A 13770-nucleotide genomic window follows, 5' to 3' on the forward strand; every position below is an offset into this window, starting at 1 on the left:
CTGGTCAGAACACCGATATGCGCCGGATCGCAGTATGAGATTTACGCAAGCTTGAATTCCGACGTCGCGTGAAAATGGATGGTCTTGAACATTTCCGTTGCGGCATTGAAGGACCAGTTGCCCTCCGGCAGATAGACAGGATGATCATCCTTATCTCTGGCGATATGGTGCTGTTGCAGACGCATGAAGCGATCCAGCTCCGGCTTGTCGTCGGAAGTGAACCAGAATGCCTTGTAGATATTCATCGGTCTGAAGTCCACCGAGGCGCCGTACTCCTCAAGCAGGCGGAATTTGATGACTTCGTACTGCAACTCCCCGACCGTGCCGACGATTTTCTCGCTGCCGGACTGCCGCGTGAATAACTGCGCGACCCCTTCGTCCGTGAGCTGTCTGATACCTTTGTCAAGCTGCTTGGACTTGAACGGATCCCGGTTCACCACCAGACGAAAAATCTCGGGAGAAAAGCTGGGAATGCCCTTGAATTGCACATCCTCACCTTCGGTGAGCGTATCGCCGATTTTGAAATTGCCGTTATCATGCAGGCCGACCACATCGCCCGGCCAGGCGTCATCCACAACGGTCCGTTCATTGGCCATGAAGGTGGTCGGCGATGTGAAGCGCACGTCTTTCCCCAGTCGTGTGTGCCGGTAAAACTTTCCCCGTTCGAACTTCCCCGAACACACACGACAGAACGCGATGCGGGCGCGATGGTTCGGGTCGAGGTTCGCGTGGATCTTGAAAATGAAGCCCGTGAATGTCGGCTCCCCGGGATGAATGATGCGGGGCGCGGCATCGCGCGGCAGGGGCGGCGGCGCGATACGGACAAAAGTCTCCAGCAGCTCCTTCACCCCGAAATTGTTGATCGCGCTTCCGAAAAATACCGGGGCGAGATAGGCCTCGCGATAATGCTCCGCGTCGAATGGCTCGTACAAGCCCTCGATCATCTCCAGCTCCTCGCGCAGCGCACCCGCCGCCCGCGCACCGATATGATCGGCGAGCACGGAACTGCCGATGTCCTCTATCAGGACAACATCTTCCGCAATATCGGTTTTGCTGGGGGAAAACAGCTCCAGCTGTTTCTTGTACATATTGAAAACACCGCGAAATGCATTTCCCATGCCGATGGGCCAGGTAAGCGGACGCGTATGAATGCCGAGTTCGTTCTCGAGTTCGTCCAGGAGCGCGAAGGGCTCGCGGCCTTCGCGATCAAGCTTGTTGATGAACACAATCACGGGTGTGCTGCGCATGCGGCACACATTCATCAGATTGCGCGTCTGCTCCTCCACACCCTTTGCGGAATCAATCACGAGGATGACACTGTCCACCGCCGTGAGGGTCCTGTACGTGTCCTCGGCGAAATCCTTGTGACCCGGGGTGTCGAGTATCGTGACCTTGTAGCCGCTGTACTCGAAGCCCATGACCGATGTGGCGACGGAGATGCCGCGCTGTTTCTCGATTTCCATGAAATCCGATGTCGCAGTCTTACGGATCTTGTTGCTCTTTACCGCGCCGGCGGTATGAATTGCGCCGCCGAAGAGAAGCAGCTTTTCGGTGAGCGTGGTCTTTCCGGCATCAGGATGACTGATGATGCCGAAAGTACGTCGGCGCGACAGTTCGTGAGATGGCATGCGATGTGAAAATCTGATGAATGAAACGGCAGGCGGAACGGAGAGTGAAAAGCGAAGAGCGGAGAGCATCTGCTCTCTGCTCTCTGCTCTCGGCTCTCGGCTCCTGACTCTGTACTGTCGGTTCTCTGCTCAGTTACGCGATGGTGACTTCAGGCGTCAGGTACACATCCTGAATGGCCTGCAGTAACGCCGCGCCCTCCTGCATGGGACGCTGGAAGGCCTTGCGTCCGGAAATGAGCCCCTGTCCGCCGGCGCGTTTGTTGATCACTGCGGTACGGACGGCCTCCGCCATATCCGTTGCTCCCGCGGATGCGCCGCCGCTGTTGATCAGGCCGGCCCGACCCATGTAGCAATTGGCAACCTGATAGCGAGTGAGGTCAATCGGATGATCGGTGGTCAGCTTGTCGTATACGAGTTTGTGCGTCTTCCCAAAGTTCACCGCAGTGAATCCGCCGTTGTTCTCGGGCATTTTCTGCTTGATGATATCCGCCTGAATGGTGACGCCCAGATGATTGGCCTGACCGGTCAGATCAGCGGCGAGATGGTAGTCTTTGTCTTTTGTGAAACCGCTGTTCCGCAGATAGCACCACAGGACCGTCGCCATTCCGAGTTCATGCGCGTAGGCGAAAGCTTCGGCGATTTCAACGATCTGTCTGCTGGATTCTTCGGATCCGAAGTAAATCGTCGCTCCGATCGCCGCGGCTCCCATGTCGTAGGCCTGCTCGATGTTTGCGAACATTATCTGATCGTGCTTGTTCGGGTAGGTGAGGAGCTCGTTGTGATTCACTTTGACGAGAAACGGGATTTTGTCCGCATACTTGCGCGCGACGGAGCCAAGCACGCCGAGCGTGCTGGCCACCGCGTTGCAGCCGCCCTCGATCGCGAGTTTAACGATGTTCTCGGGATCAAAATAGATGGGATTCGGTGCGAACGAAGCTCCGGCGCTGTGCTCAATGCCCTGATCCACGGGGAGAATGGACATATAGCCCGTCCCGGCCAGTCGCCCTGTGCCGTAAATTCGTTGAAGATTCACCAGCACGCGGATGCTTCTGTCGCTGTCCTTCCAGATGCGATCCACGAAATCCGGCCCCGGGAGGTGCAACGTCTCTTTCGGTATTCCGGTGCTGACATGATTCAAAAGTGCGTCCGCGTCGGAACCCAGCATTTGTCGAATGGTGTCGATCATGGTGTTTCGAACTTGTTGAGAAAAATGTACATAACAAAAATTACGACGGGACGGGATCACGGACAAACATTCTCCGCAAATCTGTGGAATTAAACGGAGCTGGGATGCGTTATGCTGTGACGGTTTCACTGATTGTTTTTCACGCGTTCGAACATTCCATACCTCCCATGTTATCTACGTTTATCCTGACCGGCGCGACCGGTCTTATCGGCCGTCGCGTGTACCGCGCTTTGCGCGAACGCGGCAACGACGTCGTTGTGCTTTCAAGAAATCCGGAAAGGGCGAAAAGCCACTTCCCCGACGCCGCACAGGTGCTGCTTTGGGCCCCGGGCGTTGCAGGTGCCTGGTCTGCCGCCATTGACGGTTGCGCTGGTGTCATCCATCTCGCGGGTGAACCCATCGCCGAAGAACGCTGGACGGAAGAATACAAAAAACGTATTCACGGCAGCAGGGTGGACGGCACCCGCGAAATCGTGGATGCCATCGCCTCGGCCGGACAGAAACCGGCTGTGCTGGTGTCCGTGTCCGGCGTCGGCTACTACGGCGACACACGGGATGTGCCGGTTGATGAGGACTCGCCGGCGGGCAGCGATTTTCTTGCCGGTGTCTGTGTGGAGTGGGAAAATGAAGCGCACCGTGCGGAAGATTTCGGCGTCCGCGTCGTCACACCGCGGCTTGGTATCGTACTCGCCGACGACGGCGGAGCGCTGGAGAAACTGCTCACCCCGTTCAAGATGTTCGCCGGCGGACCCGTCGGCAACGGTGAACAGTGGTTTCCCTGGGTGCATATCGACGATGTCGTGGGGCTCATTCTCCATGCCATCGAAACGCAGGATCTGCATGGCGTCGTGAATGCCGTTTCTCCGGGTCTTGTGCGCAACAGGGAATTCGCCATCGCATTGGGCGAAGCGCTCAAGCGCCCGGCCCGTTTTACGGTTCCCGGTTTTGTGATCAAATTGGCCCTTGGGGAATTCGGCGAAACACTTCTCGGCGGTCAGCGCGTCTCACCCCGGCGCACTCTGGAAAGCGGCTACAACTTCAAATATACCGACATCGAGAAGGCGCTTGGCACGCTCGTCTCGGTCTGAATAGAGCAACGACGCGAAAGCACGGGCACAGCGCAACGTACACTTGGGGTGTCGGACTGCAATTCTCCGCCGCTGTGCATTTCGCAGGCGGGTGAAAGTAAATCCGCGACTTTGTGACAAGCACCCGGGGCGCTGTACTTGCAGGCGATTGACCGTGACGCAACGTTGTGGCACTGCCATGACAGACGGTTCTCCATAGTCTCCCGGATACGGCGGCATCGAGGTTCACACGCCGAGGCTCTCCGCATTGGCTTTGAGCGCCTCGAGCACGAAGGCCACGTGTTCGTCGAAATCGACACCCAGCTCTTCCGCTCCTTTCAGCATGTCTTCACGGCTCACGGCGCGCGCGAAGGCCTTGTCTTTCATTTTCTTCCGCACTGAACGCACTTCCACGTCGGCGATCCTCTTCTCCGGACGAACGTAGGCCACAGCGAGCAGGAAACCGCAAAGCTCGTCCACCGCGAAAAGACATTTCTCCATCGCCGATTCGCGCGACACACCCGTGTGCTCCGCATGAGACATGATTGCCCTGCGAATGCTGTCGGACACCCCGCGCTCAGCGAGTATGGTGTTTCCGACAAACGGGTGTTCTTCAATCGATGGGTGCCGTTCGTAATCGAAGTCGTGCAACAGCCCTGTGATACCCCATTCTTCCACATCACCGCCGGAGCGCTGCGCGCAGGCGCGCATGGCGGTCTCGACGGCCAGGGCATGCCGTCGCAGACTCTCGGATGCGGTATGTTCATAAAGGATTTCCAGTGCCTTTTCGCGTGTAATCAAGCTGTGCTCCACGGTTTGTTCAAAGCCCTCGGCTGGTAAATGTGCTCAAGAGAACCTATAGTAGTCAACCTCGACGAACCGGTCAGCGTCGGTCTGTGCCCGACGGTTGTGTGCGTAGCGTCGCGCTTGTAACCTTCATCGCATATCCTCTGTCATTTGAGAGCGTCTCGTTCAACAACGGAAGAATCATCCAACACAGATTAAACCTATTGCGCGGACGCCTGTCATATCCCTCGTCAGACTGACGGTTGACCAAAACACGAACCCAATTACCTATCAGTAGAGGTGCTTCCATGAAACGTATTCTCTTTTCTCTGTTGCTCGTCACGGCGTTCGTCGTCAGCGCCTGCGACAGCGATCCTTCTTCGCCGGTGGACAACAGTCAGTCCTCCACCCTGCTCAAGGCGGTGGAGCAGATGTCCCTTTCCAACGAGCAGCTCGCCCAGATTGATGAAATGTTCTGGCTCGAGGAAGATCTCAGCGGCCTTCTCACTCCGACGCAGCTCAACGCTCTCAACACCGTGATCACGAGAACCGCGCCGGATTTCGCGACCTCGCGGGATCCCCGTGGCATCGCCTTCGACATGGCCGCTCTGGTCCATCTGCGCCTGATCCTGAAAGCCAATCCCGATATGGACGAGACCGCCAAGCAGGCGCTCATTGATATGATCAAAGCTTCGAACGCCACGCGTCAGCAGATCATCCGCGACAATCTTAACAATCCGGAACAGCTGAAGGCCCTCCTGAAAGCCGAGCATGATCGCCTTATCGCAGAAATGAACGCAGCCCTGACTCCGGAGCAGCTTGCGAATCTTCAGACCTTGATCGATCAGTTGAAGCAACTTCGCGAAGAACTGCGCGAGAAATGGGCACAGGAACGCATCAACCGTCAGGTGGCGATGCTCAAGACCGCCCTCGGACTGACGGACGAACAGGCGGCCGCCATTAAGGACATTCTGCTTGCACAGCACGAAGCGATAAAGAATCTGCGCGAGCAGTACAAGGACGATCCCGAAGGACTGCGTGAAGAGCTGAAGACCCTTCTCGGGGAAACCGACGCCGCCATTATCGCACTGCTGACACCGGAACAGGCAGCGAAGTGGGACCTCCTCAAAACCCTGCGTATGAATTGGCGCCTGGGTGGTGGAGGTCATGGCGGAGGCCGCCGCGGCTGACAGCCCCCCTCCGACGCCCGGTCAAGCGTGAGCGACAGGAAGAGCATGAGACATCTCATGCTCTTTCTCTTTTCAGACAACCGACTGGCGGTGTTTCTGAGTGCACGCACCAGTCCGCCTCAGCCGGATCAGCCTAAGGCTGACCAATTCGTAGGTGACATCGCTGCGCCAGCAAACCTCGTCATGCTGAGCGCTGCGACAGCACAGATTTCCCTCAAGTATTTGTTGTCAGCTGAGCAGTTCCGCTACTGCGGAAAAGTATGATTTTTTCCTTTACGCACGTAGTACGTAGGTACTGTTTTGGGATGTCATTAACAGGACAGATGACATGGTTGGCATGCGTGGCCGTCGTGGGTTCCTTGATTTGACAGAAGCCTTTCGGTATTTTTCCTCTGATACACCGATACTTGGTGTTGCCCGACCATACAGTGCATATCACATCAGCAGCGTACCTGCGTACCGGAGCCGGACATGAGCGACGATTCAATGAATGAAAACTATTCCAAAGAAACGCACCTGATTTACGGAAAATCCCATTCCATGAAATGGGATTACGATCATCACGTCATTCCTCCCATTTCCTCTTCCGCGACCTACCGCCTGGACTCCGCGCAACGCGGCGCCCAGGGCTTCATCGAATTCGCGAACACCACGGATGAGACCAAGCGCAAGCAACCAATCCTGATTTACGATCGTCTGGGCGAGCCGAACAAAGATATGCTGGAAGAGAATCTGGCCTATGCCGAGGGAGGCGAATGTGCCGTGACCTTCGGCTGCGGCATGGCCGCCATCAGCGCCGTGTTCGGCATACTCACCAAATCCGGCGATCAGATCATTGCTCACCGCACCATGTACGGCTGCACGTTTTCCCTGCTGCGCAACTGGTATCCGCGCTACAATATCGACGTGCAACTGATCAATCTCCATGATCTTGCCGCGCTCGAAGCCAGCATTACTCCGCATACCCGCGTCGTGTATTTCGAAACCCCGGTCAATCCCACGCTCACGCTGATTGACATCGCAGCGATCGCCGGACTGGTGCGCAAAATCAACAATGCGCGTCCGGCGGATGAGCATATTCACATCGTCGTGGACAACACCTTCTCCACACCCTACTGCCAACGTCCGCTGGAACACGGCGCCCATTTCGTGGTGCATTCGCTCACCAAGGGCATAGGCGGTTTCGGTACGGACATGGGCGGCGTGGTGGTCGGTCCCGAGAAGTGGCTCGACATGCTGTTGCTCTATCGCAAGGACTTTGGCGGGGTGCTTTCCCCGAAAGCGGCATGGCCGGTGCTTGTGTACGGCCTTCCGACGCTCTCGCTGCGCGTGCAGAAGCAGATCGAAACAGCGATGCGCGTGGCGGAATTTCTCGAGCAGCATCCCAAAGTACGCAGTGTGAGTTATCCGGGATTGAAGAGCTTCCCGCAATACGAGCTCGCGCGCCGACAGATGACGAATTACGACGGCGAATTCGCTCCGGGTACACTGATGTATTTCACCCTCGACAGCGCTTCGGCTCAGGAGAGCCGCGATAAAGGCGAAGCGCTGATCAACTTTGTCGCCGACAACGCCTATGCCATCACCCTCGCGGTGAGTCTGGGACACACGCGTACACTCATCGAGCATCCCGGGAGCATGACCCATTCCGCCATCCCCGCCGAGGAGCAGGTGCAGCGCGGCATGGATCCGGGAGGTATTCGGCTCTCGATAGGTATCGAACGGTCGGAGGATATTATCAGAGACCTCAACGCGGCGCTTTCCGCGATCGGGTAGTGTCCTTGGTCTATCCTCGGCCCTTCTCATGCTGAACCCGCGGTAGTCACAGGCCTGTGCTTCGGATGAATCAATGATGCTTCCGACGCGGTGTCGCAAATCCGCCCCTTTCCCGGGAAGCCGGTTCTCAGACCGCAAATACCTTCAGACCTCAAGCGCGTACGGTGAACACCCGTACGCGCTTTTCGCAGCGCCCTCCAGAGGACGCTTGTGTTTGACAGCTGATGCGAATCCGAAGTACATTAGAGTCTGTGAAGTGTCACCGCAACAGAGATACAGCGATCGGAGTAACCATGTTCGAATACCCCCTTACATTGATTCGCAGTTCGCTGCTTTCCCAATTCCCGAACATCGAATTCGCGATGAGCACGCGGCAGGGCGAGGCGCCGGATGCGCCCTTCGGCTTCAATCTCGGCTACGAGCTCGGTGACGCCGATGAGCGTGTGACAGGCAACATCGCCCGCTTTGCGGAGGCGCTGGGTCTCGACGCCGGAGACCTGGCGGTCATGAAGCAGGTGCACGGCGATACCATCCGCGACGTCGCGGAGCCGGGCCTGTACGACGCTTCCGATGCGCTGGTGTGCACGCAGCCCCGCGTCGGCATTACCGTGCGCGTCGCCGATTGCGCACCGGTGATATTGTATGCACCCGATGTGCAAGCCGTGGCCGTCGCACACGCCGGATGGCGCGGCACAGCGGAGCACATTACCGCGAAGCTTCTTGCGCATCTGATCGAGCAGAAGCATGCCGATCCCGCCGGAATATTCGCGTACATCGGACCCTGCGCCGGCAAGGAGCACTACGAAGTGGGCCCGGAGGTCGCGGCGTTGTTTCCCGCGACGTATGTCGACTCCTCGGGCGACCGGCCGCGCATCGATCTGAAAGGACTCAACGCGCAACAACTTGAGCACGCCGGTATCCCTTCCGCCAATATCGAAATCGACGAACTCTGCACGATTCGGGACCGTGCGCTGTTTCATTCCTGGCGCAGGGATGGAGAGCGTTCCGGCCGTATGCTCGCGACGATTTATCTCAAGGATTCGATCGAATGAATTTGGATTTCGAAATCATCGACACCGGAGCGCACGACGGGGCCTGGAATATGGCGTTCGATGTGCAACGCGCTGAGGCGCTGGACCGTGGCGTCGCCGCGCCCATGCTGCGCGTGTACACCTGGGACCCCTGGTGCATCTCGCTCGGACGGCATCAGGATATTGCGGACATCGATCAGGAAGCGGTGCAGGCAGCCGGCTATGAAATCGTCCGTCGGCCCACCGGCGGCCGCGCCATTCTTCATGCCGAGGAGCTCACATACAGCGTGGTCATGCCTTCGGAAGGCCGCAGCATCATGGAAGTGTACAAGGAGATCAGCGAAGCGCTCACCGCGGGTCTGCGTACGCTCGCACCGGATATCGCCATCGCGAAAAGTCAGCCGGATTTTCAGAAATTGTATCGCGAACCCGGGAGTATCCCCTGTTTCTCCAGTTCCGCACGCTACGAGATTGAATTCGATAACAGAAAGGTTGTAGGAAGCGCACAGCGGCGCATAGGCTCCGCGGTGCTGCAACACGGGTCCATCCTTATCGGCGGCGCACATCTCGCGCTTGCGGATTTCCTTGCGGTGGATGACGAGGTGCGCGAACAGCTCCGTCAGGACATGCAGCGCCACACTATCACTCTGAACGAGATCGCCGGCAGAGAACTCTCCGTCGGAGAGGTCGCAAAAGCGGTGATCGGTGGTTTTATCGAATCATGGGAAATGCATGGTACAAATCTTGCGGGGAATCAGTATTTTAGTGCCGAGACAGGTTCGCGAGGCACATGAGTACAGAATCCCAAACGTCCACCAAGCGCGTCACGACCAGACGGATACAGGAGATGCGCGATGCGGGCATACCTATTGCCTGCCTGACGGCGTACGATTATCTCATGGCGCGTTTGCTCGACGACGCCGGCGTGGACATTATCCTCGTCGGCGATTCTGTGAGCAATGTGTTTCAGGGAAACAACACAACCCTCCCCGTCACTCTCGATGAAATGATTTATCACACCAAGGCCGTCAGCAGAATCGTGCGACGCGCGATGGTCGTGACCGACCTCCCGTTTATGTCCTATCAGGTGACCACGGAGGAGGCATTTCGCAGTGCGGGACGCGTGATGAAGGAAACAAGCGCGGGCGGGGTCAAGGTCGAAGGAGGACGCAGGATCGCCGGGGTCGTGGAGAAGATGGCCGGGGAGGGTATTCCCGTGATGGGACACATCGGCCTCATGCCCCAGTCCATTCTCAAGTATGGCGGCTATCTGCCCAGAGGCACCACCGAGGAGGAAGCGAACGAACTGATTGATGATGCGATAATTCTCGAGCAGGCGGGCGCCTTCGCCGTCGTTCTCGAAAAAATTCCGGCCACACTGGGCAAGCGGATAACGGAGCGGCTCTCCATCCCGACTATCGGTATCGGTGCCGGTCCGAACTGCAGCGGACAAATCCTCGTCACGCACGACATGCTGGGGCTGTTCGAGGACTTCCGTCCCCGTTTTGTGCGCCGCTACGCATCCATCGCCGACGATATGGAAAACGCTTTCAGGCAGTATATTCAGGACGTCAAGTCCGGCACCTTTCCCAACGAATCGGAGAGTTACTAATGGACGGTGAGCAAATAGCGGCCATCAAACAGCAACTCCGCGATGAAGGATACAACATTTACGTGTACAGCTATCCCGGCGGTATGTGTTTCCCTCCGCACGAGCACGATCACGAAACGATACACGTGATCCTGAACGGCATGATGCGGATCACCCTCGAAGACACGGATCATATCGTTCGCGCGGGCGAACGTTTTGTGGTTCCGGCCTACGTCAAACATACAGCCGAGGTCCTCGGCGAGATGCCGGTGGTTGTGCTCGATGCGACGATGCCGGCAAAAAAATGATCTTCTGATATGACCCCTGTCCCGAAGGAATTCAAACTTCTCGATGGCCGCGACCTGCGCATTACCTGGTCCGATGGCCATAGTACACGCATTTCCCTGCAGCTCTTCCGTGACGAATGTCCCTGTGCCGGCTGCAAGGGTGAAACCGACATTTTCGGCGATCTCAAAATGCCGCTTCAGCTTCCAATTGCGGTACCCGGCAAGTACGAGCTGAAACGCCTGGCTCCGGTAGGCAACTACGCTGTGGCGGCATCCTGGGGTGATGGCCACGACAGCGGCATTTACTCCTGGGAATATCTTCTCGAATTGGAGCAGCGCTTGAATCCCGCTCCCGGTGACACACCCGCCCCCTCGTCTCTCGCCTGAATGATGCTGCGTATCGTTTGCACGGTTTTAGACCCCTCCCTGTACAGCGGCTATGGCGACTGGCTGCGGTCACTTCGCGATGCTGTCGGCGTGACTTTCGTCACCAGGAGGGAAGATGTCGCGGAAGCGCTTGCGGACGCCCACGGTCTTCTTCTCCCGGGTGGCGGGGATCCCGCACCCGCTCTCTACGGCAGAGCGGACGCGTTGCCGCTCTGCAACGTGGACCAGGATCGGGACGCACTGGAACTGGAAGCCATCGAAATCGCGATCCGGAAAGAAATCCCGATCCTTGGTATCTGCCGTGGATTACAAATCGCTACGGTGGCATTGGGCGGCGTGCTCATCCCGGATCTTCCGGGCGCAGGATACGACGGGCATCACCGCCTGGACAAAACGGATCGTCAGCATGAAGTGCATATCGATCCCGACAGCATGCTTGCGACTCTCAGTGGTGAACAGTTCGCGATTGTGAACAGCGCGCATCATCAGGGGGTGGAGCAGATTCCGCCGCGACTTCGCGTCACGGCGCGGAGCGCCGACGGCCTGCCGGAAGCACTCGAGTGGGCGCAACCAGACGGGAAACCATTCCTGCTGCTGGTTCACTGGCATCCGGAACGTTTGCCCCAGGGCCATGCGCTCAAGGACAGCATAGGGCAGGCCTTTCTGGATGCGTGCAAAGAACGCCTTCTCAAGGGATACTGACGGCCTCGGCCCGCACAAGCGGCGATTCGCCGCCGTCCGGATACACCACTTTCACAGCATACACATAGGTAGCACCGCTGCGTACGTCGCGATCAGCATAGCCCGACGCAGCATCTCCTTCCGTTCTGATCAGCACCTGCGGTGAAGCGGAAGCACCACGGTAGAGGTAAAACTCACAGGGACGATTTCCTGTAAATCGCCACTGAAGCTGCACAGCATTGGACTGCGCATCATACCGTGCCACAAGCTGCTCCGCTCCGGGGCGGGTACCCGCTGCCACCTTCCGGGCATTGACGATGTTGGAAAGCGGTGACAGCAGCCCGTCCTCGTCACGTGCCTGAACGGCATACTCGTACACTTCTCCCGCGTCGGCCCCCTCGTCCCGATGCGTCGTTCTGGACGCCTCGTCTGTCCGCAACAGTTCCCTCCACTGCGTCTCCCCCACACGCCGGCGCAGCAGCACGTGCTCGCGTGCATCGGATGTCGGGCTCCGATACCAGGATATGGTCACAGCGTCCACCGCGCTTTGCACATCGCGTATCACCGGCGCGGAAGGAGGAACGATGTCCGGCTTTTTCACTTCCAGTGCGGGCGTGAACGGAGAGTGGTTGAAATTCCAGTCAAGCGCCGTGACCTTATAATAGATGTGCTTCGACAGTGTTTTCAGCGTGAGTGTGTCGGTGTATATGGTATCGGTGCCGATCGTTGTCGTGAGCTGCTGAAATTCATGCGAGGGATCGTTGGCATAGAACACGCGGTAGCCCTGAAGATCCTGTTCAGTATTCGACGTCCAACGGAGCAGTACGACGCCACTTGAGTCCACGGACCCAACCAATCCCGACGGTGTCGCGGGAGGGATGGAATCGGGAAAGACGGCAAACATTGGCGCGGACATGCGCGAATTGCCGGCTGTATCAACAGCGGAGACGACATAGTAATGCGGCGGCAGATCGCGCACGTTGCTGTCCGTATATGTGCGTGCACCAACAGGAAGCAGATCGCTGATGATATCATAGGGACCATCCGGCGACTCGCTTTTCGCGATGATGAAACCATCGAGATCCTTGTCGGGGGTATCGCGCACCTCCCAGGATATTTTCACGGACACCTCATCCACAATCTCATGCGGAAGTATGGCCGGCTGCCGCGGTGCGGTTTTATCCCGGCCCATCGCGGTCACAACCGTTCCCGCCGGCGAGAGCATGCCAAACGCGTTTACCCCGCTGACGCGGTACTGTGCGGCTTCGTAATTTCGCTGCTGTTTGACGCGGTACTCATGGTAGCTGCCGACGTCCTCCACCGAAGGATTGACCAGCGGAAGATACGGGAGCGGCGTCACGCGTGTGAAGCTCCCGCCACCATCTTTGGAACGTTCGATGACGAAGCCGCCGTACGCCGCGCTTTCCTCCCTGTCCCAACGCAACACGACAAGTTTTTCGTCCTCGACCGCAGTGAGTTTTGTGACGGGAGTCAGAGGATTGTCGTCTTTGGCGGTGGCAACGGCAAATGCGGTATCCACCGGGTTATCGGGATTCTGTGTCGCCGCATACAGTCTGTAGACATACGGCTTGCCACGCTCGACACTCCTGTCAGCAAAACGCAGCCCGAGACCGTCCGCGAGATCGGGTCTGATATCGGCAAGAAACAGACCAAAGCCGTGGAGATTCTGCTGCTGGAGATACATTTCATACAGGGATCCAAAAGGATCGTTTGTCGTACTGATGCTCTCTCCATAGAACGATTGCACAGCGGCTCCGGCAAGCGAATCTTCCGGCGCAAAGCGGAGCTTCCAGTCTTCGATACGCAACGGTTTCAGCGGCGCTTCGGTCAGACGCTTCCATTGGGGCTCCAGAGAGGCGCCGCCACGTTTCGCGAGTTCCGCCCGCTCGATGACGTACCCGGCCGCTGCGGCGGTTTTCCATGTGACATAGTCCGTCGTACCCCAACGCAGCACGATGGAATCCGGTGCCGTACGAACAACCAGATGCAGATTTCGTGGAGGCGGAGCTTTTTCTTCGCTTGCGGTGCCGGTCTGCGCCCCTGCGACGGAGAACGCCGCGCCCAGGAGGAACGGAACCGACATCAGGAAAAAGCCGGTCTGAGTGGCGTGAACAAGACCTTTCATGGTGTTCATCATTG

General features: G+C 57.8%; 14 protein-coding genes. 10 read left to right on the forward strand and 4 right to left on the reverse strand.

Annotated elements, in window-relative coordinates; all coding sequences use genetic code 11:
- Positions 1–41 precede the first annotated feature (41 nt).
- Entirely contained in the window at positions 42–1628 is a 1587-nt protein-coding gene (locus tag M5R41_10575; protein ID MCZ7556832.1) for a peptide chain release factor 3, read from the reverse strand.
- Positions 1629–1761: 133 nt separating this feature from the next.
- Positions 1762–2814 (reverse strand): class I fructose-bisphosphate aldolase, encoded by a 1053-nt coding sequence (locus M5R41_10580; protein ID MCZ7556833.1) that lies wholly within the window; start codon positions 2812–2814, stop codon positions 1762–1764.
- A 167-nt stretch (positions 2815–2981) separates the two neighbouring features.
- Here M5R41_10580 and M5R41_10585 point away from each other — a divergent pair, with 167 nt between their 5' ends.
- Entirely contained in the window at positions 2982–3902 is a 921-nt protein-coding gene (locus M5R41_10585; protein MCZ7556834.1) for a TIGR01777 family oxidoreductase, read from the forward strand.
- Between the two features lie 225 nt (positions 3903–4127).
- On the opposite strand, the gene M5R41_10590 is transcribed toward M5R41_10585, so the two are convergent.
- Entirely contained in the window at positions 4128–4679 is a 552-nt protein-coding gene (locus M5R41_10590; protein MCZ7556835.1) for an HDIG domain-containing protein, read from the reverse strand.
- A 296-nt stretch (positions 4680–4975) separates the two neighbouring features.
- Here M5R41_10590 and M5R41_10595 point away from each other — a divergent pair, with 296 nt between their 5' ends.
- From M5R41_10595 to M5R41_10635, 9 genes are all read left to right on the forward strand, one after another.
- A complete protein-coding gene (locus M5R41_10595) occupies positions 4976–5857 on the forward strand; it encodes a hypothetical protein (protein ID MCZ7556836.1) in 882 nt (293 codons plus the stop codon).
- Between the two features lie 45 nt (positions 5858–5902).
- Positions 5903–6121, forward strand: a complete 219-nt coding sequence (locus M5R41_10600; GenBank protein MCZ7556837.1) for a hypothetical protein — start codon at positions 5903–5905, stop codon at positions 6119–6121.
- A gap of 207 nt (positions 6122–6328) precedes the next feature.
- Positions 6329–7633, forward strand: a complete 1305-nt coding sequence (locus tag M5R41_10605) for an aminotransferase class I/II-fold pyridoxal phosphate-dependent enzyme (GenBank protein MCZ7556838.1) — start codon at positions 6329–6331, stop codon at positions 7631–7633.
- A 293-nt stretch (positions 7634–7926) separates the two neighbouring features.
- Positions 7927–8685 carry a peptidoglycan editing factor PgeF gene (gene pgeF, locus M5R41_10610; GenBank protein ID MCZ7556839.1) on the forward strand — a complete coding sequence of 253 codons (759 nt, stop codon included), beginning with the start codon at positions 7927–7929 and terminating at the stop codon, positions 8683–8685.
- On the forward strand, positions 8682–9458 hold the full coding sequence (locus M5R41_10615) for a lipoate--protein ligase family protein (GenBank protein ID MCZ7556840.1): 777 nt from the start codon (positions 8682–8684) through the stop codon (positions 9456–9458). Before pgeF ends, M5R41_10615 begins: the two co-directional genes overlap by 4 nt.
- Complete coding sequence (gene panB, locus M5R41_10620; protein MCZ7556841.1) at positions 9455–10276, forward strand: 3-methyl-2-oxobutanoate hydroxymethyltransferase; 822 nt, start codon at positions 9455–9457, stop codon at positions 10274–10276. The genes M5R41_10615 and panB overlap by 4 nt, the downstream gene beginning before the upstream one ends.
- Entirely contained in the window at positions 10276–10563 is a 288-nt protein-coding gene (locus M5R41_10625; protein MCZ7556842.1) for a cupin domain-containing protein, read from the forward strand. Before panB ends, M5R41_10625 begins: the two co-directional genes overlap by 1 nt.
- A 9-nt stretch (positions 10564–10572) precedes the next feature.
- Complete coding sequence (locus tag M5R41_10630) at positions 10573–10929, forward strand: DUF971 domain-containing protein (protein ID MCZ7556843.1); 357 nt, start codon at positions 10573–10575, stop codon at positions 10927–10929.
- Positions 10930–11631, forward strand: a complete 702-nt coding sequence (locus tag M5R41_10635; protein MCZ7556844.1) for a gamma-glutamyl-gamma-aminobutyrate hydrolase family protein — start codon at positions 10930–10932, stop codon at positions 11629–11631.
- Here the strand turns inward: M5R41_10635 and M5R41_10640 are convergent.
- The gene (locus M5R41_10640) at positions 11618–13768 is read right to left on the reverse strand and encodes a hypothetical protein (protein ID MCZ7556845.1); all 2151 of its coding nucleotides are present in this window, start codon (positions 13766–13768) and stop codon (positions 11618–11620) included. The two genes, M5R41_10635 and M5R41_10640, sit on opposite strands and share 14 nt — an antisense overlap.
- Positions 13769–13770 lie beyond the last annotated feature (2 nt).

It is taken from the genome of Bacteroidia bacterium (assembly GCA_027493955.1).
Lineage (GTDB): Bacteria > Bacteroidota > Ignavibacteria > SZUA-365 > SZUA-365 > JAOSJT01.